Annotated in this window: 23 protein-coding genes, 1 tRNA gene and 1 pseudogene; 12 read left to right on the top strand and 13 right to left on the bottom strand. The window is 46.0% G+C overall.

The annotated features are described in order from the left end of the window. Nucleotides 1-87: pseudogene (locus QTN95_RS18645) on the top strand (IS200/IS605 family transposase); the annotation flags it as partial. 408 nt (nucleotides 88-495) lie between these two features. Further along, nucleotides 496-1,035: a PadR family transcriptional regulator gene (locus QTN95_RS18640; RefSeq protein ID WP_331418549.1), complete on the top strand. Its 540-nt coding sequence runs from the start codon at nucleotides 496-498 to the stop codon at nucleotides 1,033-1,035. Nucleotides 1,036-1,135: 100 nt separating this feature from the next. On the opposite strand, the gene cysE is transcribed toward QTN95_RS18640, so the two are convergent. The 5 genes from cysE to epmA form a co-directional block, all read right to left on the bottom strand. Continuing rightward, nucleotides 1,136-1,957 carry a serine O-acetyltransferase gene (gene cysE / locus QTN95_RS18635; RefSeq protein ID WP_138971079.1) on the bottom strand — a complete coding sequence of 274 codons (822 nt, stop codon included), beginning with the start codon at nucleotides 1,955-1,957 and terminating at the stop codon, nucleotides 1,136-1,138. 61 nt (nucleotides 1,958-2,018) lie between these two features. Continuing rightward, entirely contained in the window at nucleotides 2,019-3,050 is a 1,032-nt protein-coding gene (gene gpsA, locus QTN95_RS18630) for an NAD(P)H-dependent glycerol-3-phosphate dehydrogenase (protein WP_138971080.1), read from the bottom strand. 176 nt (nucleotides 3,051-3,226) lie between these two features. Continuing rightward, nucleotides 3,227-3,694, bottom strand: coding sequence for a protein-export chaperone SecB (gene secB, locus QTN95_RS18625; RefSeq protein WP_138971081.1), 468 nt, complete (start codon nucleotides 3,692-3,694; stop codon nucleotides 3,227-3,229). Nucleotides 3,695-3,853: 159 nt separating this feature from the next. Continuing rightward, nucleotides 3,854-4,288, bottom strand: coding sequence for a rhodanese-like domain-containing protein (locus QTN95_RS18620; protein WP_331418548.1), 435 nt, complete (start codon nucleotides 4,286-4,288; stop codon nucleotides 3,854-3,856). Nucleotides 4,289-4,434: 146 nt separating this feature from the next. Then, complete coding sequence (gene epmA / locus QTN95_RS18615; RefSeq protein WP_331418547.1) at nucleotides 4,435-5,406, bottom strand: elongation factor P--(R)-beta-lysine ligase; 972 nt, start codon at nucleotides 5,404-5,406, stop codon at nucleotides 4,435-4,437. A gap of 422 nt (nucleotides 5,407-5,828) precedes the next feature. Here epmA and frdA point away from each other — a divergent pair, with 422 nt between their 5' ends. The 4 genes from frdA to frdD are packed head-to-tail and all read left to right on the top strand — an operon-like array spanning nucleotide 5,829 to nucleotide 9,186. Beyond that, a complete protein-coding gene (gene frdA, locus QTN95_RS18610; protein ID WP_331418546.1) occupies nucleotides 5,829-7,646 on the top strand; it encodes a fumarate reductase (quinol) flavoprotein subunit in 1,818 nt (605 codons plus the stop codon). Further along, nucleotides 7,646-8,410, top strand: a complete 765-nt coding sequence (locus QTN95_RS18605; protein WP_138973545.1) for a succinate dehydrogenase/fumarate reductase iron-sulfur subunit — start codon at nucleotides 7,646-7,648, stop codon at nucleotides 8,408-8,410. Before frdA ends, QTN95_RS18605 begins: the two co-directional genes overlap by 1 nt. A 2-nt stretch (nucleotides 8,411-8,412) precedes the next feature. Continuing rightward, nucleotides 8,413-8,796 carry a fumarate reductase subunit FrdC gene (gene frdC, locus QTN95_RS18600; protein ID WP_331418545.1) on the top strand — a complete coding sequence of 128 codons (384 nt, stop codon included), beginning with the start codon at nucleotides 8,413-8,415 and terminating at the stop codon, nucleotides 8,794-8,796. Between the two features lie 12 nt (nucleotides 8,797-8,808). Continuing rightward, nucleotides 8,809-9,186 carry a fumarate reductase subunit FrdD gene (frdD, locus tag QTN95_RS18595; RefSeq protein ID WP_138973547.1) on the top strand — a complete coding sequence of 126 codons (378 nt, stop codon included), beginning with the start codon at nucleotides 8,809-8,811 and terminating at the stop codon, nucleotides 9,184-9,186. Nucleotides 9,187-9,240: 54 nt separating this feature from the next. On the opposite strand, the gene hslU is transcribed toward frdD, so the two are convergent. From hslU to priA, 5 genes are all read right to left on the bottom strand, one after another. Further along, nucleotides 9,241-10,575 carry an HslU--HslV peptidase ATPase subunit gene (gene hslU, locus QTN95_RS18590; RefSeq protein WP_331418544.1) on the bottom strand — a complete coding sequence of 445 codons (1,335 nt, stop codon included), beginning with the start codon at nucleotides 10,573-10,575 and terminating at the stop codon, nucleotides 9,241-9,243. Between the two features lie 36 nt (nucleotides 10,576-10,611). Then, nucleotides 10,612-11,157: an ATP-dependent protease subunit HslV gene (gene hslV, locus QTN95_RS18585; protein WP_269378378.1), complete on the bottom strand. Its 546-nt coding sequence runs from the start codon at nucleotides 11,155-11,157 to the stop codon at nucleotides 10,612-10,614. Between the two features lie 398 nt (nucleotides 11,158-11,555). Next, nucleotides 11,556-12,104, bottom strand: coding sequence for a cell division protein FtsN (gene ftsN / locus QTN95_RS18580; protein WP_331418543.1), 549 nt, complete (start codon nucleotides 12,102-12,104; stop codon nucleotides 11,556-11,558). A gap of 114 nt (nucleotides 12,105-12,218) precedes the next feature. Then, complete coding sequence (gene cytR, locus QTN95_RS18575; RefSeq protein ID WP_331418542.1) at nucleotides 12,219-13,226, bottom strand: DNA-binding transcriptional regulator CytR; 1,008 nt, start codon at nucleotides 13,224-13,226, stop codon at nucleotides 12,219-12,221. A 368-nt stretch (nucleotides 13,227-13,594) separates the two neighbouring features. Beyond that, entirely contained in the window at nucleotides 13,595-15,796 is a 2,202-nt protein-coding gene (gene priA, locus QTN95_RS18570; protein ID WP_331418541.1) for a primosomal protein N', read from the bottom strand. Between the two features lie 280 nt (nucleotides 15,797-16,076). Between priA and rpmE the strand changes: the two genes are divergently transcribed. Both rpmE and QTN95_RS18560 read left to right on the top strand, forming a co-directional pair. Beyond that, nucleotides 16,077-16,295, top strand: a complete 219-nt coding sequence (gene rpmE / locus QTN95_RS18565) for a 50S ribosomal protein L31 (RefSeq protein WP_138973553.1) — start codon at nucleotides 16,077-16,079, stop codon at nucleotides 16,293-16,295. A gap of 259 nt (nucleotides 16,296-16,554) precedes the next feature. Continuing rightward, nucleotides 16,555-17,832, top strand: a complete 1,278-nt coding sequence (locus tag QTN95_RS18560; protein ID WP_138973554.1) for a malic enzyme-like NAD(P)-binding protein — start codon at nucleotides 16,555-16,557, stop codon at nucleotides 17,830-17,832. A 115-nt stretch (nucleotides 17,833-17,947) separates the two neighbouring features. On the opposite strand, the gene metJ is transcribed toward QTN95_RS18560, so the two are convergent. Further along, nucleotides 17,948-18,268, bottom strand: coding sequence for a met regulon transcriptional regulator MetJ (gene metJ / locus QTN95_RS18555; RefSeq protein WP_331418540.1), 321 nt, complete (start codon nucleotides 18,266-18,268; stop codon nucleotides 17,948-17,950). A 221-nt stretch (nucleotides 18,269-18,489) separates the two neighbouring features. Here metJ and QTN95_RS18550 point away from each other — a divergent pair, with 221 nt between their 5' ends. The 3 genes from QTN95_RS18550 to metF all read left to right on the top strand — a co-directional run bounded on the left by QTN95_RS18550 (nucleotide 18,490) and on the right by metF (nucleotide 23,185). Further along, a complete protein-coding gene (locus QTN95_RS18550) occupies nucleotides 18,490-19,656 on the top strand; it encodes an O-succinylhomoserine (thiol)-lyase (protein WP_138973556.1) in 1,167 nt (388 codons plus the stop codon). Then, complete coding sequence (locus tag QTN95_RS18545; protein WP_331418539.1) at nucleotides 19,656-22,067, top strand: bifunctional aspartate kinase/homoserine dehydrogenase II; 2,412 nt, start codon at nucleotides 19,656-19,658, stop codon at nucleotides 22,065-22,067. Before QTN95_RS18550 ends, QTN95_RS18545 begins: the two co-directional genes overlap by 1 nt. Before the next feature lie 227 nt (nucleotides 22,068-22,294). Then, entirely contained in the window at nucleotides 22,295-23,185 is an 891-nt protein-coding gene (metF, locus tag QTN95_RS18540; RefSeq protein ID WP_138973558.1) for a methylenetetrahydrofolate reductase, read from the top strand. Nucleotides 23,186-23,304: 119 nt separating this feature from the next. On the opposite strand, the gene zapB is transcribed toward metF, so the two are convergent. After that, on the bottom strand, nucleotides 23,305-23,547 hold the full coding sequence (gene zapB / locus QTN95_RS18535) for a cell division protein ZapB (protein WP_138973559.1): 243 nt from the start codon (nucleotides 23,545-23,547) through the stop codon (nucleotides 23,305-23,307). Between the two features lie 313 nt (nucleotides 23,548-23,860). Here zapB and glpX point away from each other — a divergent pair, with 313 nt between their 5' ends. Continuing rightward, nucleotides 23,861-24,868 carry a class II fructose-bisphosphatase gene (glpX, locus tag QTN95_RS18530; protein ID WP_331418538.1) on the top strand — a complete coding sequence of 336 codons (1,008 nt, stop codon included), beginning with the start codon at nucleotides 23,861-23,863 and terminating at the stop codon, nucleotides 24,866-24,868. A gap of 333 nt (nucleotides 24,869-25,201) precedes the next feature. On the opposite strand, the gene QTN95_RS18525 is transcribed toward glpX, so the two are convergent. Beyond that, nucleotides 25,202-25,278, bottom strand: a tRNA-Asp gene (locus QTN95_RS18525). Nucleotides 25,279-25,303: the final 25 nt, after the last annotated feature.

The following is a 25,303-nucleotide window of genomic DNA, read 5'->3' as shown; positions in this document are numbered from 1 at the left end:
GGAATTAATGAAGAAATCATTCGACGTTATGTAAGACATCAGGAGAAGAAAGAGCGCGTGGAACAGCAACAATTAGCGCTGGACTAAACAAAGGCCCCCTTTTAGGGGGCTCACACAAAGCCACCTTCTTTAGAAGGTGGTAATTTACAGCAAATAATGTCACCCGAGAGACATTAGCAATCACAACAAAGATAAATATCCCACAAAATAAATTCAAAGCAGTCATTTATAACTTTTTTGGGATATTTTGCCCTTCTATTCTACTTTATGCTTATTATTTAGATATACTACTCAACCGTTGCGGTTAACTATATATAATCTACAGACTGCAGCTTTCGATAATCTTTTTATCGATCCTAGGTGATAAACGGCTTTTTTAGGTGACATGACCAACTTTGTTGGTGCCACTTTAAATACTGATAATGAATGCCTTTAGAAGCACGACAGTAAGAAGTGGTTAAGTTTTGTAGTTTATTGACCATTTGGATTGAAGACATGTCATTACCACACGTTATCTTGACCGTATTAAGCACGCGCGACGCTACTGGATACGATATCACTAAAGAATTTTCAGCGACTATTGGTTACTTCTGGAAGGCGAGCCACCAGCAAGTGTACCGTGAGCTTAGTAAGATGGCTCAGAACAATCTTGTTACTTGTGTTCTTGAACCCCAAGAAGGAAAACCAGACCGTAAGGTTTACTCAATTACTGATTCGGGCCGCACCACTCTTGGTGAATGGTTCGACCAACCAACCGCACACCCAACGGTTCGTGACGAGTTCTCTGCAAAGCTGATGGCTTGTGCCGTGCAACCTTCTGCGCCATTCCGTACCCAGCTAGGTGAACTTGTTGAAGAGTCACGTAAGCTCGTTGCTCACTATCAAGAGATTGAAAACGCTTACTACTCAACGCCATCAACACTTGATAAGCAGCAACGTCTAGAGCGTCTAACGCTTCGCAGAAACCTACTGATTCGCCAAGCATGGGTTGAGTGGGCTCAAGAAGTACTGACTGAATTGGATACGCTAGCGTAACCGAGAAGTGAGAAAAATTTAAGGGTTGGCACCTAGTGCCAACCCTTTTCTTTAAAATTTAATTAATCAAGCCCAAACTCGGAACGAAGCGTTCTTAACGCTATATCCCATCGCCACCGATAAAACTTTGCGACTTGCCGTTAAATTGCTGATCCATATCCAACGACGGTTTATCGGTTGTTGGGCGACCCACAATCTTAGCAGGTACACCAGCAACGGTTGTATGGGCTGGCACTGGTTGAAGCACGACCGAGCAAGAACCAATCTTCGCCCCTTCGCCCACTTCAATATTACCCAGTATTTTGGCACCCGCACCAATCATGACACCTTCACGGATTTTAGGATGGCGATCGCCACACTCTTTACCTGTCCCGCCCAACGTAACATCCTGAAGAATCGACACATCGTTCTCAACAACAGCTGTTTCACCAATGACGATCCCAGTGGCATGGTCAAGCATGATGCCATAGCCAATCTTAGCCGCTGGGTGGATATCAACCTGACACGCAACAGAAATTTGATTTTGTAGATAGGTTGCTAAAGCGATACGCCCCTGCTTCCATAGCCAGTTGGCAACTCGATACCCCTGAAGCGCGTGGTAGCCTTTTAAATAGAGCAGTGGCATTGAGTACATAGCAACAGCAGGATCTCGAGTAACAGTAGCGCAGATATCACAGGCCGCTGCTGAGCTGATACTCGGATCAGCATTCAACGCTTCTTCTACCACTTCCCTAACCGCCATTGCAGGCATAGAAGCCGTATTTAGCTTGTTTGCCAAAATATAGCTAAGCGCTGCGCTTAGGCTATCATGCTTAATAATGGTCGCATGATAAAAGCTGGCTAACATTGGCTCTTGCTCAGAAAGCTCACGTGCTTCCTTCACAATGGTGTGCCATACCTTCTGTTTCTCACATTGTTTCATGTCGTTTCCTAGAACTGAATCCCTAGTATCTAGATACAAATCCAGTGTTGCTGTCGTTCTCTTATGCTTCCGCTTTCTTATCTCGGGCAAGTAAATCTTTGGCCGCCAAGTTGGCATCCTTTCCTTGATACAATACTTGATAAATTTGGTCAACAATCGGCATCTCTACGCCCATACGCTCAGCCAATAGGTAGACCTCTTTGGTATTGCGGTAACCTTCCACTACTTGACCAATTTCTTGCTGTGCCGTATCGACATCTTTACCCTGACCTAACGCTAAACCAAAGCGACGGTTGCGCGACTGGTTATCGGTACAGGTCAGTACAAGGTCACCAAGACCAGCCATACCCATAAAGGTTTCTGGTTGAGCACCTAGCGCAGCACCAAGACGTGTCATTTCAGCAAGACCACGGGTGATGAGTGCTGTACGCGCATTGGCACCAAAGCCGATGCCATCAGACATGCCTGCACCAATCGCAATCACGTTCTTAACCGCACCACCTAATTGCATGCCGATAAAGTCACTGTTGGCATAAACTCGAAACGTCTTACTGCAATGAATTTTCTCTTGAAGATCGGCAACAAAAGCAGCATCAGGAGAAGCCACAGAAATGGCAGTCGGCATTCCCATCGCCAACTCTTTAGCAAAGGTAGGACCTGAAAGGACTGCTAACGAGTACCCTTCACCAAGCGCTTCATTTGCTACATCTTTAAGTAGCCGACCCGTTTCTGGCTCCAAACCTTTCGTCGCCCAGCAAATTCGAGAGTCTTCACGCAGGTATGGCTTGACGTTATTCAGCACAATACCAAACACATGGCTTGGAACGACCACCAAAAGATCGCGACTCGCTTGAACCGCTTTTTTTAAATCGGATTCAACGATCAGTGAATCTGGGAATTCAATCCCAGGTAAAAACTCGTGATTAGCTCGGTCGGCTTCTAGACGAGCCATATGTTCTGGTTCGTGGCCCCAAATGATTACGTTCGCACCATTTCGCGCGAGTGAAATTGCAAGTGAAGTGCCGTATGAGCCAGCACCTAGGACTGTCATTGCAATTTCTTTACCGTAAGCATTGTTGGTGTTGTCTTTCATTGTTCCGCCTGATTGTCATTAGGTTGACTAGAATCTTGTTACTACTCTCTAGCGTTTAGAAATTAGTAACAAAAACCCAGTAACTGGCACTTAAAACAAAAAATGCACATCGTATCTTGTGCAAGACACTCTGTGCATTTTATACCATACCTCTGACTGATCAGAGGTCTCACTGATTATGCTTCAGCTTGGCCTTCTTGCTGAGCTTGCTGCTGTAGGTAGTTCATAAACAGAGCGTCAAAGTTAACTGGTGCTAAGTTTAGTTGAGGGAACGTACCTTTAACGACTAAGCTTGAGATCGTCTCACGCGCATATGGGAATAGGATGTTCGGGCAGAATGCACCTAAACAATGTGCTAGCTGGCCTGCTTCCATTTTCTCAGCAGTGAAAATACCACCTTGCTGAACTTCACATAGGAACGCTGTTTCTTCTGCGTTCTTCACTGTCACTGTTAGACGAAGAACCACTTCATAAACACCTTCACCAAGTTCACGGCTTTGAGTATCTAGATCCAGTTTAACATCTGGGTTCCAGTCTTTTTGGAACATGCTAGGTGAGTTTGGAGCTTCAAAAGAAACATCTTTAAGGAAGATGCGTTGGATTGCGAAGTTTTGCGCTTCTTGTTGTGGTGCTGCTTCAGCCATTTTAAAAAATCCTTTAATCCTGCAATAAAATATCTGCTTGGAGGTTAACCGAGAGAGTTGGGAATGACTAGGTTTCCAATGATTTTCGTGGAACTGTTCACATCTCTCTAAGACAAACGCTGATTTTTCAATCAGCGTTTAAGGTATTAGCGAGTTAATTTACTTTTTACCTTTAACCAAAGGCATGTTGGCTTCACTCCAAGCAATCAAACCATTTTTAAGCAGGTTGACGTTTTCAAAGCCTGCTTTGGCAAGAAGATTAGCACTCTCTTGAGCCGTTTGACCTGTCTTGCATACTACAATGATTGGGGCGGATTTGTGGCTTTCAAGGCTACCCAAGTTACCAACCTTGATATCAGACGGCAAAATGTGAACTGCATCCGTAATATGCCCTTTGCGGTACTCATCTTTACTACGAATATCAACAACTACACCATTTTCACGGTTCATAAGTTGTGTCGTTTGTGCAGCTGTAATCTCTTTGTAAGCGGCAGTAGATGATTTAACAATGTTCATGATAAGGGCGACTAATAGACCCACCCATACCAAAGATAGAATCATGTTCTCTTGAAAAAATGCGATGTACTCTTGCATGTCCTGTGCTCTTTGATGATAGAACCGCCCACATTTCCAACAATGTGTGACTGCCCTAGGCTAAAAATTCAGATTGGAAGTATAGCGAGGTTAAGATGCCTAAGCGAGCCAATTACACTCAGAATAAGAATCTGTTGCACTTTTCGCTACGCAATTGGAAACGGAAATGCCGTCACCTGATCAATATGATCACAGCTGATCGCAAGCATAATTAAGCGATCAATGCCTAAGGCGACTCCAGCACATTCTGGCAGCCCCGATTTCAGAGCGGCAATAAGATGGTAGTCGATCGGCTGTGGGCTGAGCCCCATCTCTATTCGCTTAGCATTGTCTGATTCGAAGCGTTTTAGTTGTTCACTCGGATTGTCGAGCTCATGGAAGCCATTCGCCAGTTCGATACCTTTAAAGTAAACCTCGAAACGATCCGCCACTCTTGGATCTTCCGCATTGATTTTTGCCAATGCCGCTTGTGACGCTGGAAAATCGTAAACAAAAGCAGGGACATTTTGGCCAATCTTAGCTTCCACACCCACACTGAACAGCAGTTGGAGAAGCGTATCCCTATCCTGTTCTGGTTCAGCGATATCCCTTAAACCCAACTTGGCTGCAACCTCCTTCAGCTCACCCATCGTACTTTCTAAAGGGCACACTCCAAGTACATTGATGAAGGCTTGCTGGTAGGTCATGCGCTCAGCTTGGCCACATTTGAGAACAAGTTGTAGCAAATCGTCCATCTCATCCATCAATTTATGGTGGTCAAAACCCACGCGATACCACTCCAGCATAGTAAACTCCGGATTATGGTAACGACCGTTTTCTTCATTGCGAAAAGCTTTATTAATCTGATAGATACAGCCACTACCCGCTGCCAGTAGGCGTTTCATGTGAAATTCTGGACTGGTCATAAAATAGAGTTTGCTACCATCGGCATAACCAGGGCCGACAAACTCTGTTTGAAAAGTATGCAGATGAATATCGGTGACGGTGGCATGACTCATCGCGGGTGTATCGACTTCCAATACATCTCGGGCACTAAAGAATTGACGAATCTGACTCACTAGATCAGCACGTTGACGAAGCTGTTCAATTGAAGCAGTTGGCTGCCAGTCGTGGTTCATTGGAAAACTCTCTTTGGGTTAATCTGGCGAGAAAGTATCAAGTTTATCCGACTTTTCCTAGCAATAAACGTCGACATTTGTACTCTGCACAACACACCACTCTGTCTATTTTTGAAGCAAGTATTTATCGTATTACAGTGCAGAAAACATTCGCCACCAGCCTGTTATCAATCAAACAAATGTTACGCAACAGTCATTTAACAAAACACGGTGCAATCTAAGAAGAGCAAACCTTCTTTGCCGTGATTGCAATCACATAACCTATAAATTTTATGCTCTTATATGCATTACCGGAGCAAAAATCCAAATACATCAATTTTTCTGCCATGTAGCTCTTCTACACTAGCCCTACCACTTTTGGGGCATACCCCAATTAATTATAACAAGCGGACTATTCCGCATTTTCACACTGGAGGATAACTGTGCAAATTATCACCACAGATATCGCAGTGATCGGCGCAGGCGGCGCTGGTCTTCGCACTGCTATTGCAGCAGCTGAAGCAAACCCTGACTTAGAAGTTGCACTGATTTCTAAAGTTTATCCAATGCGTTCCCATACGGTCGCTGCAGAAGGTGGCTCAGCCGCAGTTATCAAGGATGAAGATAGCCTAGACAACCATTTCAACGATACCGTTGGTGGTGGTGACTGGCTTTGTGAACAGGATGTTGTTGAGTACTTCGTGAAGAACGCAACTCGCGAAATGATTCAAATGGAACAGTGGGGCTGCCCATGGAGCCGAAAAGAGAACGGTGAAGTTAACGTTCGTCGCTTTGGCGGTATGAAGGTTGAACGTACATGGTTTGCTGCCGATAAGACTGGCTTCCATATGCTTCACACTTTGTTCCAAACCTCGATGAAGTACCAAAACATCAAACGTTTTGATGAATATTTTGTGGTCGACCTTCTTGTCGATGAAGGCGAGGTTCAGGGTCTTATCGCGATTCACATGTCAGAAGGTGAATTGGTTACGATCAAAGCCAAATCGGTTGTTCTAGCTACTGGTGGGGCTGGCCGCGTTTACCACTGTAATACGAACGGCGGTATCGTTACGGGTGATGGTATGGCAATGGCTTACCGCCACGGCGTACCTCTACGTGATATGGAGTTCGTTCAATACCACCCAACCGGTCTACCAGGTACAGGCATCCTAATGACGGAAGGCTGTCGTGGTGAAGGCGGTATTATCGTTAACAAGAACGGCTACCGTTACCTACAAGATTACGGTATGGGACCTGAGACTCCAGTTGGTCAACCGAAGAACAAATACATGGAACTGGGTCCACGTGACAAAGTTTCTCAAGCTTTCTGGCATGAACAACAAAAAGGCAACACCATCAAGCACCCTCTGGGTGACGTGGTGCACCTAGACCTTCGCCACTTGGGTGAAGAGTACCTTCAAGAACGTCTACCGTTCATCTGTGAACTGGCTAAAGCTTACGTAAACGTAGACCCAGCAAAAGAACCCATCCCAATTCGTCCAACCGTGCACTACACCATGGGTGGTATTGAGACTAACGGCGAATGTGAAACACGCATTAAAGGTCTGTTCGCCGTCGGTGAGTGTGCGTCTGTAGGTCTGCATGGTGCGAACCGTTTAGGTTCAAACTCACTGGCTGAGTTTGTGGTATTCGGTCGTGTAGCGGGTGAGCAAGCAGTGAAACGTGCAGCTGAATTCAAAGGCTGGAACGAAGAGTCCATCGCAGCTCAAGTTAAAGCGGTTGAAGAACGTATTGCCGCTCTGATGAACCAAGAAGGTGATGAGAACTGGGCAACAATCCGTACTGAAATGGGTCACACCATGGAAGCGGGCTGTGGTATCTACCGCCAAGAAGATCTGATGCAAGCGACGATCGACAAAATCACTGAACTAAAAGAGCGTTACAAGCGCATCAGCATCAAAGATAAGGGCAAAGTGTTTAACACTGACCTTCTATACGCTATCGAAGTGGGTTATGGCCTAGAAGTAGCAGAAGCTATGGTTCACTCAGCAATCTTACGTAAAGAGTCTCGTGGTGCCCACCAGCGTCTAGATGATGGTTGTACGGAGCGTGACGATGTGAACTTCCTCAAGCACTCTCTGGCCTTCTACAAAAAAGATGCAGCACCTGAAATCGACTACAGCACAGTGACAATCACTAAGTCACAGCCAAAAGCTCGTCTATACGGTGAAGCGGCAGAGAAAGCAGCGGCTGAAGAAGCAGCTAAAGCAGCAGAGAAGAATGCAGAGGAGCAAGCATAATGTCAGGCAATCGCATCCAAAAAGTCGAGATTCTGCGCTATGACCCTGAGCATGACGCAGAGCCACACTTTCAAACCTTTGAAGTACCGTTTGATGAAACCATGTCTACGCTTGATGCGCTAGGCTACATCAAAGATAACCTAGACAAAGATCTGTCATACCGCTGGTCTTGTCGTATGGCTATCTGTGGTTCATGCGGCATCATGGTAAACGGTGTACCTAAGCTAGCGTGTAAGAGCTTCTTACGTGACTACCCGAACGGTGTGAAAATTGAACCACTAGCGAACTTCCCGATTGAGAAAGATCTTATCGTTGATATGACGCCGTTCATTGAGCGCCTTGAAGCGATCAAACCATACATTATCGGTAACGACCGCAAGCCAGAAGATGGGACTAACATCCAAACTCCTGAACAGATGGCGAAGTACAAGCAGTTCGCTGGTTGTATCAACTGTGGTCTATGTTATGCCGCGTGTCCTCAATTTGGTCTAAACCCAGAGTTCATTGGTCCAGCAGCACTAACGCTTGCTCACCGCTACAACCTCGATAGCCGTGACAACGGTAAAGCTGAACGTATGGCACTCATCAATGGCGAAAACGGCGCTTGGGGCTGTACCTTTGTTGGTTATTGTTCTGAAGTTTGTCCTAAGAGCGTTGACCCTGCCGCGGCAGTGAACCAAGGTAAAGTCGAATCTTCGATGGATTTCGTTATTGCGATGTTGAAGCCTGATGGTACACCAGCGAAAACAGCAGAGGAGGCATAAGGATGAGTAACCGTAAACCTTACGTTCGTGAAGTAAAACGCACTTGGTGGAAAGATCATCCTTTTTACCGCTTCTACATGCTTCGTGAAGCAACTGTATTGCCTCTAATCCTGTTTACTCTATTCCTAACCGTTGGTTTAGGTTCATTGGTAAAAGGCCCTGACGCTTGGCAAACTTGGCTTGATTTTATGGCGAATCCAGTAGTCGTCGCGATTAACATCGTGGCGCTAGCGGGCAGCCTACTGCATGCTCAAACCTTCTTCAGTATGATGCCGCAAGTAATGCCGATTCGCTTGAAAGGTAAACTTGTCGACAAGAAGATCATTGTACTGACTCAGTGGGCGGCGGTAGCTTTCATCTCACTTATTGTCTTGATCGTGGTTTAAGGAGCTTTAACGATGAAACCGAATTTCTCTGTAGATAGAGCACCTAAACGTTCTGATGAGCCAATCTGGTGGGGTCTGTTTGGCGCAGGCGGTACTTGGTTCGCAATGATCACACCAATCACAATTTTGGTGCTAGGTGTACTGGTACCGCTCGGTGTGATCAGTGCTGACGCGCTAAGCTATGAACGTGTTGTAGACTTTGCAACCAGCATCATTGGCGCGCTATTTATCATCGCGACATTGGCACTACCAATGTGGCATGCGATGCACCGTGTTCACCACGGCATGCACGATCTTAAATTCCATACAGGTATTGTTGGTAAAGTTGCGTGCTACGCGTTTGCAGGTCTTATTTCTGCTCTAGCTGTCATTTTTATCTTTATGCTTTAACAAGCACTCAAAGTAAAAGCCCGCTCAGTTAGCGGGCTTTTTTATGTGGCTCAATTAAAGAATAAAGCGGCTTAGATCTTCATCTTCGATTGTTTCACCAAGTTTCGCTTTCACATATTCGGCATCAATCGTTAGCTTGGAGCCCGCTTTATCGGTCGCTTCGAATGAGATCTCATCCATTAATCGCTCCATCACAGTATGTAGACGGCGCGCACCGATATTTTCAGTTCTTTCATTCACTGTCCATGCTGCTTGTGCAATTTGAATGATCCCCTCTTCCGTAAACTCGATGTCGACATCTTCTGTCTTCATCAGCGCAACGTATTGCTCCGTCAGAGACGCTTTAGGCTCAGTTAGGATACGTTTGAAGTCATCGCTAGACAGCGCTTCAAGTTCCACTCGAATAGGCAGACGACCTTGAAGTTCAGGGATTAAATCTGAAGGTCTTGCCACTTGGAATGCCCCTGAAGCAACAAACAGAATGTGGTCTGTCTTAACCATACCGTGCTTGGTTGAAACCGTACTGCCTTCAATCAGTGGTAGGAGATCGCGTTGAACACCTTCACGAGAAACATCTGGACCCGAGCTCTCACCACGTTTACAGATCTTGTCGATTTCATCGATAAATACGATACCGTTGTTTTCTACGTTGAAAATCGCCTGCTCCTTTAGCTCTTCTTGATTAACAAGCTTGGCCGCTTCTTCCTCAGTTAAAGCTTTCATCGCATCTTTGATTTTGAGCTTACGCTTTTTCTTCGTATCACCCGCTAGATTCTGGAACATGCCTTGCAGCTGATTCGTCATCTCTTCCATGCCAGGAGGCGCCATAATTTCAACACCCATTTGTGGTGCTGCGACATCGATCTCGATCTCTTTATCGTCTAGCTGCCCTTCACGTAGTTTTTTACGGAAAACCTGACGCGTGTTAGACGAAGTTTCGTCACGCTGCTCATTTTGCCCCCAAACATCACGCGCTGGCGGTAGCAGTGCATCAAGAATACGCTCTTCAGCCTGCTCCTCGGCACGGAATTTCACTTTTTCCATTGCCTGTTGATGAGTCATCTTAATCGCCACGTCCGTTAGGTCACGGATGATGGTTTCGACTTCTTTACCGACATAACCTACTTCGGTAAATTTTGTCGCTTCAACTTTAATGAAAGGTGCGTTCGCCAACTTCGCAAGACGTCGGGCAATTTCAGTTTTACCCACACCCGTTGGACCAATCATCAGAATGTTCTTCGGTGTCACTTCTACACGCAGGCTTTCATCAAGCTGCATTCGACGCCAGCGGTTACGTAATGCAATCGCTACCGATCGCTTAGCTTTGTCCTGACCAATGATATGGCGGTTAAGTTCATGGACGATTTCGCGAGGTGTCATTTCAGACATAATCTTTTCCTTAAATTAGTTAGCCACTATCTTTGGTTATTCAGCTGCTTGTTGAGCTGGAATTTCTAGTTCTTCAATAGTGTGGTAATGGTTCGTAAACACACAGATATCACCTGCAATCTTGAGTGACTTTTCTGCGATTTCACGAGCATCTAATTCTGTATTTTCTAGCAGAGCTGTAGCCGCAGCCTGAGCAAAGTTACCGCCCGAACCAATTGCGATCAGATCGTTTTCTGGCTGAACAACATCACCGTTACCAGTAATGATCAAAGAAGCCGTTTCATCAGCAACAGCCAATAGAGCTTCCAGTTTGCGTAGGGCACGGTCACTTCGCCAATCTTTCGCTAACTCTACCGCAGCTTTAGTTAGATGACCCTGATGCATTTGCAGTTTACTTTCAAACTTTTCAAACAGCGTAAAGGCATCTGCAGTACCGCCCGCAAAGCCAGCTAGCACTTTGTTGTTGTACAGACGACGCACTTTTCGTGCATTGCCTTTCATCACGGTGTTACCTAGTGATACTTGGCCATCACCAGCGATGACGACTTTGTTATTACGACGTACAGATACAATGGTAGTCACGAGCAGGGCCTCATAGTTATTTTAATCTCAATGTTAGAGATTATATGAGGTTTAGGGATTGGAAATTCAAGGGGCAGGCGAGAGGCGGCGAGAGGCGAGAGGCGAGAGGCGAGAGGCGAGAGGCGAGAGGCGAGAGGCGAGAGGCGAGAGGCGAGAGGCGAGAGTATTATCTCTTCGCTGGGACAAGTCCTGTCAACACCTGGTTCTATCAACTCACTACCCGCCCCCACATGAAGTCCGTTCTAAACTCTCGCAGGGCGGAGCCCGCTCACGAAGCGCAGCGTTCTCTGAGGACGCAGTCCGATCTCGCTTCTTGGAGCAAAGCTCTCCACAGGGCGGAGCCCGTTCTGTTTACGTGGCATAAAAAAACGAACCCTGTGGGTTCGTTTTTAAAACTTCTACTGCGCTTCTTTCCAGATCGCGCAAGGTTCGATTTTAGCGCGTTGTAGCTTATGCTTGTCTCGTTCCGCATCTCGCTTGAACTTATAAGGTCCAAGCACAACACGATACCAACTGCTGTCTTCTTTTTTACGGATCTTACTATTGATGCCCTGAAAAGCGATATCCAACTTACGTGCTTCAGCTTGCTGAGCGGTCTTATAAGCGCCACACTGCATGATATATGGAATCTCAGATACCACCTGCTCTTTAGCTTTTACTTCGACTTCTCGGCTTGGCAACGAATCGACATAATCCCACTTCTCTTCTGGAGGTGGTGGCAGTTTGGCTTGCGTTGCTGGCTTCGATTTTGGTTTAACCGATTCAACAACTGGCGCTGGTGGCTCAGGATCATTACTGAGGCTATACAGACCATAACCAAACACCCCCACCAGCAAAATAGCTAACAGGCCACTGCGCCATGGTTTACGACGTGGTGCAGATGTTTTTTTGGTCGGCTTGCGGCTGTTTCCGCCACGACCTCTTTTAACGTAATCTCGATTCGCCACTACTTAACATCAATAATTTTGTTTACTACTGCCGATATGTTAATGCAGATCGCCACTTGATGACAGAGTATAAATGGAAGCGGCACATCAAAATGTGCCGCTGAGAGGTATGTTTTAAAGCACTCGCGGAGGAGCAGCACTTTCACGAACAACCAGTTTCGTTTCCAATAGTCTCGATCCTGCTCTAACGTCATGGCCACGCAATAACTCAAGCATCATTAGCATCGCCTGACGACCGATTTCATAGCGAGGCTGTGAAATGGTAGTTAGCGGTGGATCGCAGTACTGTGCAAAGTGGATATCATCGAAACCAACCACGGATAAATCTTGTGGTACTCGGATACCGAGCTTTTTAGCTCCCTGAATCGCACCTATAGCCATTGCATCATTATGACAAAAGACCGCTGTTGGAGGTTCAGACAACGCCAACAGCTGGCGTACTGCCTTGGCACCATCCTCAAACGAAAAATTCCCATACGTACAGTAATTAGGATTCATCGTAATACCCGCTCGACGTAGAGCTTGTTGATAGCCCTGATGGCGGAATTGACACAACACCGCCGATTGCGGTCCCGAGATCTGAGCAACGCGCTTATGCCCCATCTGCGTGAGATAGTTAACCGCCTCAAAAGCGGAAGTCAGGTTATCGATATGTACAGTTGGGAGTTCTAATTCTGGCGCAAACTCACACGCCATCACCATAGGAGGCAAATTCTTCTGTTCAGGCTTACTGACATCGAAGGGGAGATCGGTACCAAGTAACAACATGCCATCAGCTTGTTTAGTAAACACAAGATTCACAAATGAGCTTTCTCTTTTTTTCTGCTGACCACTATCGCCGAGTAGAACAATGTAACCGTGCTCCATCGCAGCATCCTCAATACCTCGAATAATTTCGGTATAGTAAGGATCACAGATATCCGGAATGATCGCGATAATTGTTTTTGACTCATTGCGGCGCAAATTGCGCGCCAACGAGTTTGGTGAATAACCAGCTTCCAATACCGCATCTTCAACTCTTTTTCTCGTCGCTGATGATACTTTTTCCGGATTCATCAACGCCCTTGATACAGTCGCTGTTGATACTCCTGCAAGCTGGGCAACATCCTTCATTGTCGCCATATAAAATTTACCCTCTTCGTTTCCTTCAACGGTAGCTCGGTTGCCACCTTAGCTTCTAGTTGGAATTTATCTCATAACCTCAACGGCTAAAATGATGTCGATTTGTAGGCTAAATACCTATCTTCTCATTAATATGCCTCGAGCAAACGATTAACTCACAAATAACAGTTTGAGAGCAACACATTGCACACGACCTAGTTTATTCATTTCAAAACACAAAGTTACGGGAGATTTAACAAAATTGGCGCCTGAGAGGAGATTTCGATCACAAATAAATGAAAAAGGTGTGAATATTGATTGTCGCAATGACTCATCAATGATCTATTTAAGCAAAAACATGTCCATTTAGAATAAAACCTACTGGCAGGCTAACTTAAATCTTGAGGTTCAATATCGAGGCTCCAACGCACTTTTTTGGCCAATGGCAATAATGCGATGGCCGGCTTAGCACTGGCCAACAATTTCTGCATAACAGGACGGCTTTGCGTTTGCAGTAGTAGTTGCCAACGATACTTTCCTGCTCTTTTGGCTAGCGGAGCGGGTGTAGGGCCAAGGACTTGGCACAGATCATCAAACAGCGGATGTGCCTCTAAGGTATGGCGAACCTGACGCAGAAACTCTTCAACTGTTTCGGATTGATTGGCTTCGGCTCGAAATAGGGTTAAAAACGAATAAGGCGGTAACTGAGCCAGTTTTCGTTCTTGTAGCGCTGTTTCTGCAAAGTGGCGGTAACTTTTCGTCAGTAACGCTTGCAGCAAACTGTGTTCAGGATGGTGTGTTTGCAGTACGACTTCGCCGGGTTTGCTCGCTCGCCCTGCACGACCAGCAACCTGTATAAAGAGTTGCGCTAAACGTTCAGAGGCACGGAAGTCACTGGAGTAAAGAGAGCCATCTACGTCCAAGAGCCCCACCAACGTCACATCAGGAAAGTGATGACCTTTTGCGAGCATCTGTGTACCAATTAGAATTTGGTATTCTCCTTTGCGAATAGCCCCTAATGCACTTTCTAAACTACCTTTTCGACGTGTACTGTCTCGGTCGATACGAATGGTTTTGTATTCAGGGAAAAGTTCTGCCAATTGTTGTTCTAACTGCTCTGTCCCCACCCCAACGGTCACTAAGTGCGTTGAACCACATCCTTGACACTGGTGGATAATCGGTTGCTGTGAACCACAATGGTGACAGCGAATTTCGTTGCTAAATTGGTGATATGTGTAATACGCATCACACCGTTTACACTCTGCAATCCAACCACATTCGTGACACATCAGTGCCGGAGAAAAGCCACGCCGATTGAGAAACAGCATTACTTGATTACCTTGCTTGAGATGTTTGCGCATCTCAGCAATCAGCGGAGCGGACAATCCACTTTCTAAATAGAGCCCCTTAACATCGAGGACTTTGTTCGTTGTTGGCGTCGCGTTTCCAGCACGAGAAGAGAGGATCAAGTGATGGTATTTACCCGCCAATGCATTGTGTAGTGTCTCTAATGCTGGTGTTGCCGACCCCAATACGATAGGAATTTGCTCCTTATTGGCTCTCATCACCGCCACATCACGAGCGTGATAACGCAAGCTATCCTGCTGTTTGTATGAGGCATCATGCTCCTCATCAACAATAATAATGCCCAAGTTAGAGAAAGGGGTTAATAATGCTGAGCGGGTGCCAATCACAATACCCGATGCATTATCACGAGCGCTCAACCACGCATTAAGGCGTTCAGTATCATTGAGACCTGAGTGAATGACTTCTACAGGTACATTAAATCGCTTCTTGAAGCGGTTGATGGTTTGTGGCGTCAGGCCTATTTCAGGTACCAACACGAGAGCTTGTTTACCTTGCTCTAGCACTGGCTTGATCAAATTAAGATACACTTCGGTTTTACCCGATCCCGTTACCCCTTCAAGTAGATAACAACCAAAGCCTTCACCGCTATTCACTGTCGCGATTGCAATAGCTTGCTCTGAATTCAATTTGGGTTTGTCGACCTTGGCCTCAACATCTTGACGCCAATCTCGAATCACAGGTTTGTTCTCAATGGATTCTATCCAACCTTTTTCCGTTAAAGACTTTAAAACAGCCGAAGAGACTTCTTCATCCAAAAACCTTTGATGTGCCACCGAACCATGTTCGAGCATACGCATTACTTTTGCTTGTTTTACTGCACGACCAAACCCCTGCATGAGCTGATCACAACCTTTTGCAGTGAGCCGCCACTCTACTAAGGTGGCAAAGTCTGCCTCTTTCCCTTTACGCAAGGCACTCGGCATAGCATTGAACAGAGTGTCGCCAAGCGGATACTGATAAAACTGACTGCACCAAACCAGCAAGGAGTAGAGGCTTTGCGACCAAACAGGCTGACTATCAAGCACTTGCTTAATCGGTTTCAACTTATCGAGACCAAACTCCGATTCATTAACCAATGCCGTTACTATGCCCACTAATGTCTGACGGCCGAATGGCACCGAGACACGCCCGCCTATGATTGGAAACATATGGCTGGGAATCTGATAATCAAACTGTTTATCCAGTGGAACAGGCAGAGCTACACGGGCAATAGTTGGTCGCATATAGGCTTTAAAGTTCAGTAAGAGAAGAGGTTAATTAGTCTAAGGGAAAAGGTCATTGGTTGAAAGAGAACAACACCAGCACCATTCAACCTAATCAGGCTAAAAAAGTAGCAACTTTATGCTGAAACGGCTTGATCCTAACCGATGTATTCATTACTATATCGCGCCTTAGAGATATGGCTTGCTGATATGCAGCGGTATCCTAGATTATTTTTATTAACTACGTGTGGTGTCCGGCTTAGATTCGGATAGCGACACGGCCTATTACAGAGGTTCTCCCATGAAAGCTGGTATCCACCCAGAATACAAAGCAATCAAAGCGACTTGTTCTTGTGGTAACTCTTTTGAGTTCAACTCAACTCTAGACAAAGATTCTATCCACCTAGACGTATGTGACAAATGTCACCCATTCTACACTGGTAAGCAACGTATCGTTGATACAGGCGGCCGTGTTGATCGCTTCAACAAGCGTTTCGGTGCTCTATCAAGCAAGAAGTAATAACTTCCTTGTTACCGAATTAAAAAAGGACGCCCAGGCGTCCTTTTTTGTTCTCTGCTCTTTGCTCGCTACTCATTTTTCAGGCGAATCTATTACAATTGGCGATATTCGCTAGCTATATCTCTATTCATCTGGTCTTATCTCCAGTCATTTACTACTTTTTCTTGCTTTAGCTCGCATTCTCACCTAGGCAGCTTGACTTAGTTACTCTAGAATGGATTCCCCCTTTCCATATAATTATTAACGAGTACCTACACCTATGTCAGACGACAATCGCCAAGAACTATCCCCTGAAGAACAATTTCGTCAACAAGCATTGGATTACCACGCAATCCCTACTCCAGGGAAAATTGAGATCGCACTTACAAAGCCAGCAGAAACCGCTAAAGACCTTGCTTTGGCATACAGCCCAGGCGTAGCAGAACCAGTACGTGAAATCGCACAAAATGCAGACAACGTTTACAAATACACTTCTAAAGGCAACATGGTCGCTGTTATCTCTAACGGCACCGCGATTCTTGGTCTTGGTAATTTAGGTCCTCTTGCCTCTAAGCCAGTAATGGAAGGCAAAGCTCTTCTATTCAAACGCTTTGCAGGTCTAGATTCTATTGATATTGAAGTCAAACACCGCACTATCGAAGAGTTCGTCGATACGGTTGCGAATATTGCTGATACGTTTGGCGGCATCAACCTAGAAGACATTAAAGCACCCGACTGTTTTGAGATTGAAAAGCAGCTGATTGAACGCTGTGATGTTCCTGTTTTCCACGATGACCAGCACGGTACTGCGATTGTTACTGCAGCTGGCATGCTTAACGCTATCGAGCTACAAGGCAAGAAACTCGAAGACGCAACGATTGTCTGTCTAGGTGCAGGTGCTGCGGCTGTCGCATGTATGGAACTACTGATTAAATGTGGCGCTATGCGTGAGAAGATCTACATGCTTGACCGCAAGGGCGTCATCCACACTCGCCGTGATGATTTGAACGAATACAAACAACTGTTTGCCAACAATACTGACAAGCGCACTCTAGAAGACGTGATTGAAGGTGCTGATCTGTTCCTAGGTGTATCAGGTCCAAACCTACTTTCTCCTGAAGCGCTTGCTTTAATGGCAAACAAGCCAGTGGTATTTGCATGTTCTAACCCAGATCCAGAAATCAAACCTGAACTTGCTCACCAAGTACGTCAGGATCTGATTATGGGCACAGGTCGCAGTGACTACCCTAACCAGGTCAACAACGTACTGTGCTTCCCATTCATTTTCCGCGGTGCGCTCGACGTGCGTGCAAGTGAAATCAACGATGAGATGAAGTTAGCAGCAGTCGACGCAATTCGTCAGCTAGCCAAAGAAGAAGTGCCGGCTGAAGTACTCACTGCAGCAGGTGTTGACGCCCTGTCTTTTGGCCCGGGTTACATCATTCCTAAACCAATGGATCCTCGCCTACTACCACGCGTTGCAAAAGCAGTTGCTCAAGCCGCGGTAGACTCAGGTGTCGCTCGCATTGAAATGCCAGCAAGCTACATGGAACAATAATCCATTGTTTCTGAGGTGATAAAGACAAAAAAACCGCTGTCATATTCAGCGGTTTTTTTTATTTTTGATGATGTTATCGGCTTTCAGCGAAAAATAAAGGTGCTAATATTTTTTGTTATTCGTCATCAAACGCTTCGAACTCAATGCCCATTTCCGTCATCAGTTTCTTCACTTCAGTAGGAATGTCGTCAGGGCGGTCTTTACGTAAATCTTCATCTGTAGGCAACGGTTGCCCTGTATAAGCATGCAAAAATGCTTCACACAATAGCTCACTATTTGTTGCGTGGCGTAGGTTATTAATCTGACGGCGTGTACGCTCATCTGTTAAAACCTTTAATACTTTCAATGGAATAGAAACAGTAATCTTCTTTACTTGTTCGCTTTTCTTTCCATGCTCAGCATATGGGCTAATGTATTCGCCATTCCAATCTGCCATTGCGCACCTTTTATCAATTTTTATGTTTGAAAATAGAAACCCCAATTTTAGCGGTATTTATAGCCACAAGCAAAGACATATAGACGTCTAGAAGTATTGACGTCCTATAAAATGGCAAGTAAAGTAAATTGAATAAAGGATTGGGATGGCCACGATATGGCTCTTAAGAGCTTATAGCCTATTCCATTGAAAAAGTCATTTAAGGTCGAAAGGAAACATTTATGAGCACCCGTAAACCAGCCACAATCGCGGTACGTACTGGTATCGAGTCTGACACTCAACATCACGCAGTTGTTCCACCCATTTACCTTTCGACCAACTATGGGTTCCCAGCTTTCGGAGAAGTGCCTAAGTACGATTACACTCGCTCTGGCAACCCAAACCGAGGCCTACTAGAAACCGCCCTATATGAACTTGAGTCAGGCAAAGGGGCAGTGGTCACTAACTGCGGTACATCCGCCCTTAATTTATGGGTGTCAGCCTTCTTGAGCCCTGGCGATATTATCGTCGCACCTCACGATTGCTACGGGGGCACCTACCGACTATTTAACACTCGTGCCAACAAAGGGGATTTCAAAGTCCTGTTTGTTGACCAATCAAACCAGCAAGCCCTCGAAGAGGCATTGGCGCAAAAGCCTAAACTGATCCTCTTAGAAACACCGTCAAATCCATTGGTTCGAGTCGTTGACATCGCAAGTGTTTGCCAAAAAGCCAAAAAGGTCGGCGCATTGGTTGCGGTCGACAACACCTTTTTGACTCCTGTATTCCAGAAACCTCTTGAGCTTGGTGCAGATTTTGTCATTCACTCAACGACTAAATACATCAATGGTCATTCAGACGTTATTGGCGGCGTGGTGATTACCAAAAATGAACAACACGCGGAAGAGTTAGCGTGGTGGGGTAACTGTATCGGCGCCACCGGCACTCCTTTCGACAGTTACATGACACTACGTGGCATACGAACACTCGGAGCACGAATGAAAGTCCATGAAGAGAGTTCTAGCAAAATTCTCAGCTACCTTCAGACTCAACAACTTGTAGGCAAAATCTATCACCCTAGCCTGCCTGATCATCCTGGTCATGACATTGCTAAGAAGCAACAAACCGGATTTGGATCGATGCTCAGTTTCGAGTTTGCAGGTACTTTCGAACAGCTTAAATACTTTGTTGGCGAACTAGAGCTATTTTCGTTGGCTGAATCTCTAGGTGGCGTAGAAAGCCTAATTTGCCATCCTGCATCTATGACCCATCGAGCAATGGGAGAAGAGGCGCTAGCGGAAGCTGGAGTGTCACAGCAACTGCTACGTATCTCTGTCGGGCTTGAAGATGCAGACGACTTAATTGCAGATTTAAAGCAAGCATTTGCTAAAACAGCGGAGGCTCAATAATGTCTCATGAACGTCAGCTACATAAATTTGGCGGAAGTAGCTTAGCGGATCCTGAATGTTATCGCCGCGTAGTGGGTATCCTAAAAGAGTACTCAAGACCGGATGATCTCATCGTTGTCTCTGCGGCTGGTAAAACAACGAACCGACTGATCGCGTTTCTTGAAGGGCTCGCAACTGATGGGCGCATTGCTCATGAAGAACTCCAATCCTTACGAGTATTTCAAACTGAACTCGTTGAAGAGCTGATTGAAGGCGAAACTAAACAGCAACTACTCGCTACTCTTCAGGATGAATTCAGTACCTTGGGAGAATTAACTTTCCCTCTCAACGAAGCACAAAAAGCGGCGGTGCTTGGCCATGGAGAGGTCTGGTCGTCTCGCCTGCTTGCTGCCTTGCTCTGCCAAACCAAGTTACCTGCTGTCGCGCAAGATGCCCGCGCCTTCCTTCGTGCAGAAGCAGGCACTCAACCTGAAGTTGATTGTGGTGCTTCTTATCCATTAATTAAAGAAGTGCTTGCGCAACATGTCCATCATCGTATCGTGATTACAGGCTTCATGACACAAGATAAGCAAGGACACACTGTTCTCTTAGGACGAAATGGCTCTGACTACTCTGCAACCGTGATTGGTGCTCTCGCGGAAGCAAACCGTGTCACTATCTGGAGCGATGTTGCGGGTGTATATAGCGCAGATCCAAGATTGGTCTCCGACGCCTGTCTCTTACCACTATTACGCTTAGACGAAGCAAGCGAGTTGGCACGACTAGCAGCGCCAGTTCTCCACAGCAGAACCTTACAACCTGTCGCTCAAAGCTCGATGGATTTGCACCTTCGCTGTAGCTATCAGCCAGAGTCAGGTTCAACTCGTATTGAACGTGTATTGGCATCAGGAAGAGGGGCTAAAATCATTTCATCTCTCGATGAAGTGCTATTGATCGAACTTTACTTCTCTTCTCGACATGATTTCCAACGTATTGAAAATGAGGTACTTGCTAGCCTCAAACGTGCCCAGCTTGAACCTCTTACCTACGAGGTTCAACCAGACCAACACTCTATCCGCTTAGCGTATACCAGCGAAATTGTTGGCGGTGCTTTAGAGCATTTACAAGACGCAGCGTTTGAAGCGGAAATCAAACTAAAAGAAGGTTACTCGATGGTCGCCGCCGTTGGTGCCGGTGTGACAAAGAATGCCAACCATTGTTATGGTTTCTACCAACAGCTAAAGAACTCGCCAGTTGAGTTTATCTCTGAATCCTTATCAGGCCTTAGCCTTATTGCAGTGCTACGTAAGGCAAACACTAAACTACTGGTCAAATCGATTCACAGTCAGCTTTTCCAAGCGCAAAAACGAGTCGCTATTGCACTGTGTGGCAAAGGCAATATCGGCTCCAGTTGGCTGGCACTATTCTCCGAACAGAAAACTGAGCTAGAAAAACGCCATGGAATGAACTTTGAGTTAGTTGCTGTTATCGATAGCCAGACTTATTGGTTTAACCCAAATGGCATTGATGCAGCCCAAGTCGCAACTCATTTTGATGAAGAAGCGATCAGTCACGAGGGCAGTGATTGGATTAAGGTGCTCGGTTCCATTCAAGGCTATGATGACCTTGTCATCTTAGATGTCACCGCAAGTAAGACGCTGGCAGAACGCTACTTAGAGATCGCAGAGCAAGGGATGCATTTGATCTCTGCAAATAAGGTAGCAGGGTCCGCTTCCAGCGAATACTACCATCAAGTACAAGATGCATTTGCCAAGATCAACCGTCACTGGCTTTACAATGCTACCGTTGGTGCAGGATTACCGATCAATCACACCGTTAGAGACTTACGTGAAAGTGGTGACGACATCCTTGCGCTGTCTGGCATTTTTTCAGGCACGCTCTCTTGGCTTTTCCAACAGTACGATGGCAGCGTACCATTTTCAGAGCTCGTCGATCTGGCATGGCAGCAAGGATTAACTGAACCCGATCCTCGCCACGATCTCGATGGCTCAGACGTCATGCGCAAACTGGTTATTCTTGCGCGTGAATCAGGGCTTGTCATTGAGCCAGAATCAGTAAAAGTCGAAAGTCTCGTGCCTCTAGAGCTCACAGGTCTAACTATCGATGAGTTTTTTGATCAAAGCCAGTTACTCAGTGAACTGCTGGCTGAACGTCTTAAAAAGGCACAAAGAGAAGATAAAGTACTGCGCTATGTTGCTCGACTTGAGAAAAACGGCACTGCAACCGTCGGCGTTGAGGCACTCAACAAAGAGCATGCGTTAGCTAATCTACTCCCTTGTGACAACATCTTCGCCATTGAAAGTAAATGGTATAAAGACAACCCATTGGTAATACGTGGACCAGGAGCAGGCCGAGAGGTCACCGCAGGCGCAATTCAATCCGACCTAAATCTACTATCCAGTTTACTTTAACCTCTAGGGCGCTAAATGATTTAGCGCCCTTGCTCTATCTCAAATAGCAAACAAAATCATGGGTTGCCAATCAACTTGAAACCCACTCATAATCAACTTGAGAAAAATTCATAATTACAGAGTTGACATTAAATCGTATTCAATTCATTCTGTAGACATATAGACGTCTAAACGTCGATTGGGAATTATGAGTTTTTTGGCATGGATGGCCATTGGGAGAGAGTAAGATGGGATACACACACGCTAGTCATATCGACGCCTTAAATCAGAATGTCGCTGAGCTTTCTGACAACATCAATGTTTCATTTGAATTTTTTCCACCTAGCAGTGAAAAAATGGAAGAAACACTGTGGAATTCTGTACACCGTCTAAAAAATCTTAAGCCAAAATTTGTCTCTGTGACTTACGGTGCAAACTCAGGTGAACGCGATAGAACTCACTCCATCATTAAAGAGATTAAGGCAGAAACTGGCTTAGTCGCAGCTCCACACCTAACGTGTATTGACGCCTCTCGCGAAGAACTGATCCAAATTGCAGATGACTACTGGGCGAACGGCATTCACAACATCGTGGCCCTTCGTGGTGACATCCCACCGGGTGGTGGTAAACCTGAAATGTATGCTTCTGATTTAGTCGAGTTGTTAAAAGCTCGCCATGACTTCGACATTTCAGTCGCGGCATTCCCAGAAGTACACCCTGAAGCAAAGAGTGCTCAGGCGGATCTTCTCAACCTAAAACGCAAAGTTGATGCTGGTGCGAACCGCGCTATTACGCAATTCTTTTTTGATGTTGAGAGCTACCTGCGTTTTCGTGACCGCTGTGTGGCAGCGGGTATCGACGTAGAGATTGTTCCGGGCATTTTACCTGTTTCCAACTTCAAGCAAGCTTCTCGCTTTGCTGCACAGAATGCAGTGAAAGTTCCTGGTTGGATGAAAAAGCAGTTTGAAGGGCTAGATGATGACCCAACAACTCGCCAGCTTGTCGGCGCCAGCCACGCAATTGATATGGTACGAATCCTAAGTCGTGAAGGCGTTAAAGATTTCCACTTCTACACGCTAAATCGTGCAGAAATGACGTATGCACTGTGCCATACACTTGGCGTACGTCCTCAAGGCTAACCAGAGCCAAACTCTCATTCCCATGGCCGATAACCTTATCGGCCTTTATTTTTTCGCTCGATACAAAAAAGGCTGAACATCAAGTCCAGCCTGCTACGAAAAATATAGGTTCTATCCTATTACTCTACATCGTCCATTTTACCAAGTAGGTTGCGGATGCGCTCCTGCCACGCTGAATGCTCTTGCTGCATTTGCTGCGCTTTGTGTTCTAGCTCTTCACGACTGCTACGTAGTTCGTTTGCTTCTGTCGCAAGTTTCTCTTTCTCTTCTTTAAGCTCTTCTACTTCCATTTGCAGAAGGGCAATAGTATCAACTGCAGTTTGGATTTTTGCTTCTAGCTGTTCTAATACTTCAAAAGACATCTTGGCCTACCTATTTGTTATTCGGGGAAAGGTTTTGGTCATCGATGATCCAAACCCGTTTTGTTCCATTCTACTCAGCCGAGCGCTGATAGACACGCCCTATCTTGGATATTTTTCATCATTCGCTTAAAAAAACAGCGCAAATTGACAATAGCTTTACATCTGAGTCAAAAGCGACGAAATATGCTCTATTTAAGCGACTAAATTGATCCTGTTCAATGACCTTATAGGCAAAAAAGCAAACGTTTCCTTTTTGATATGGTAAAATCCTGCCGTTTTTGTTTTTTCTCTTTATCCTTTACTTGGAGTCATCATGAAACGCGATTTAGCAATGGCATTTTCTCGAGTTACCGAGGGTGCAGCACTGGCAGGCTACAAATGGCTTGGCCGTGGCGATAAGAATGCAGCCGACGGTGCCGCTGTAGAAGTAATGCGTAGCTTACTCAACAAAACTGAGATCAGTGGCGAAATCGTTATCGGCGAAGGCGAGATCGATGATGCTCCTATGCTCTACATCGGTGAAAATGTCGGCCTAGGTGGCGACGAAGTCGATATCGCGGTAGACCCTATCGAAGGCACTCGCATGACGGCGATGGGCCAATCTAACGCATTAGCGGTACTCGCTGCTGGCGAAAAGGGAAGCTTTTTAAAAGCACCTGATATGTATATGGAAAAGCTCGTTGTAGGTCCAGGCGCAAAAGGTTGCATCGACTTACACAAGCCACTAAAAGAAAACCTAGAGAACGTCGCACAAGCGCTGGGTAAAAGCCTTGATACTCTAGTTGTAATTACGCTAGCTAAGCCTCGTCACGATGGCGTTATCGCTGAAATGCAGGCAATGGGTGTGCGTGTATTTGCCGTCCCTGATGGTGATGTGGCAGCATCGATTCTTACATGTATGCCAGACAGTGAAGTAGACGTCATGTACTGCATTGGTGGCGCACCTGAAGGGGTAGTATCTGCCGCAGTGATCCGTGCACTAGACGGCGACATGCATGGTCGTCTACTGCCTCGCCATGAAGTGAAAGGGAATACAGAAGAAAACCGCATTTATGGCGCAGCAGAGCTTAAACGCTGTGAAGAAATGGGCGTCGAGGCGAATGTAGTGCTCACTATGGAAGATATGGCTCGCAGCGACAATGTCGTGTTCTCAGCAACTGGTATTACTAAAGGTGATCTTCTAGAAGGCATTACACGCCAAGGTAATATCGCGACAACGGAGACGCTATTAATCCGTGGCCGCTGTCGTACTATCCGTCGAATTAAATCTATCCACTATCTAGAACGCAAAGATGCTGAAGTGAGAGATATTATTCTTTAAGCGAGAAGCGAGAAGCGAGAAGCGAGAAAAGATCGGAGGGTTGGCGTGAAAGCGTCAACCCTTTTTGTTTGGAGCGAAAAACTAGAATATTAATGCCATCTCAAAAGCGCGTAATCCACAGCCCGTACCCGATTTCCATACCTGAAGCACTCCTGCTCCCTAATACACAAAAAGCCCGTGGCGTAAGCGACGGGCTTTTATAACAACCAAAGCCTAGTGTGAATAAGAGATGGACGGTCGGGACGGCAAGCCATCGACATGCCTTGGTCGATGAGAAACATACACGGATAAAAACAAAAAGACCCCAGCATTTCTGCTGGGGTCTGGAATAAGTGGCGGAGCGGACGGGACTCGAACCCGCGACCCCCGGCGTGACAGGCCGGTATTCTAACCAACTGAACTACCGCTCCGCACTGGTTAGACTCTTGAGTCTAA

Origin of the sequence: Vibrio sp. M260112, from assembly GCF_036533775.1 — a bacterium.
Lineage (GTDB): Bacteria > Pseudomonadota > Gammaproteobacteria > Enterobacterales > Vibrionaceae > Vibrio.
This window is presented reverse-complemented; position numbering and strand designations above follow the sequence as displayed.

Coding starts and splice junctions, on each gene's coding strand:
- QTN95_RS18640 (WP_331418549.1), top strand. CDS start 496: ATGTCATTACCACACGTTATCTTGACCGTATTAAGCACGCGCGACGCT.
- cysE (WP_138971079.1), bottom strand. CDS start 1,957: ATGAAACAATGTGAGAAACAGAAGGTATGGCACACCATTGTGAAGGAA.
- gpsA (WP_138971080.1), bottom strand. CDS start 3,050: ATGAAAGACAACACCAACAATGCTTACGGTAAAGAAATTGCAATGACA.
- secB (WP_138971081.1), bottom strand. CDS start 3,694: ATGGCTGAAGCAGCACCACAACAAGAAGCGCAAAACTTCGCAATCCAA.
- QTN95_RS18620 (WP_331418548.1), bottom strand. CDS start 4,288: ATGCAAGAGTACATCGCATTTTTTCAAGAGAACATGATTCTATCTTTG.
- epmA (WP_331418547.1), bottom strand. CDS start 5,406: ATGAACCACGACTGGCAGCCAACTGCTTCAATTGAACAGCTTCGTCAA.
- QTN95_RS18605 (WP_138973545.1), top strand. CDS start 7,646: ATGTCAGGCAATCGCATCCAAAAAGTCGAGATTCTGCGCTATGACCCT.
- frdC (WP_331418545.1), top strand. CDS start 8,413: ATGAGTAACCGTAAACCTTACGTTCGTGAAGTAAAACGCACTTGGTGG.
- frdD (WP_138973547.1), top strand. CDS start 8,809: ATGAAACCGAATTTCTCTGTAGATAGAGCACCTAAACGTTCTGATGAG.
- hslU (WP_331418544.1), bottom strand. CDS start 10,575: ATGTCTGAAATGACACCTCGCGAAATCGTCCATGAACTTAACCGCCAT.
- cytR (WP_331418542.1), bottom strand. CDS start 13,226: ATGGCGACAATGAAGGATGTTGCCCAGCTTGCAGGAGTATCAACAGCG.
- priA (WP_331418541.1), bottom strand. CDS start 15,796: ATGCGACCAACTATTGCCCGTGTAGCTCTGCCTGTTCCACTGGATAAA.
- rpmE (WP_138973553.1), top strand. CDS start 16,077: ATGAAAGCTGGTATCCACCCAGAATACAAAGCAATCAAAGCGACTTGT.
- QTN95_RS18560 (WP_138973554.1), top strand. CDS start 16,555: ATGTCAGACGACAATCGCCAAGAACTATCCCCTGAAGAACAATTTCGT.
- metJ (WP_331418540.1), bottom strand. CDS start 18,268: ATGGCAGATTGGAATGGCGAATACATTAGCCCATATGCTGAGCATGGA.
- QTN95_RS18550 (WP_138973556.1), top strand. CDS start 18,490: ATGAGCACCCGTAAACCAGCCACAATCGCGGTACGTACTGGTATCGAG.
- QTN95_RS18545 (WP_331418539.1), top strand. CDS start 19,656: ATGTCTCATGAACGTCAGCTACATAAATTTGGCGGAAGTAGCTTAGCG.
- metF (WP_138973558.1), top strand. CDS start 22,295: ATGGGATACACACACGCTAGTCATATCGACGCCTTAAATCAGAATGTC.
- zapB (WP_138973559.1), bottom strand. CDS start 23,547: ATGTCTTTTGAAGTATTAGAACAGCTAGAAGCAAAAATCCAAACTGCA.
- glpX (WP_331418538.1), top strand. CDS start 23,861: ATGAAACGCGATTTAGCAATGGCATTTTCTCGAGTTACCGAGGGTGCA.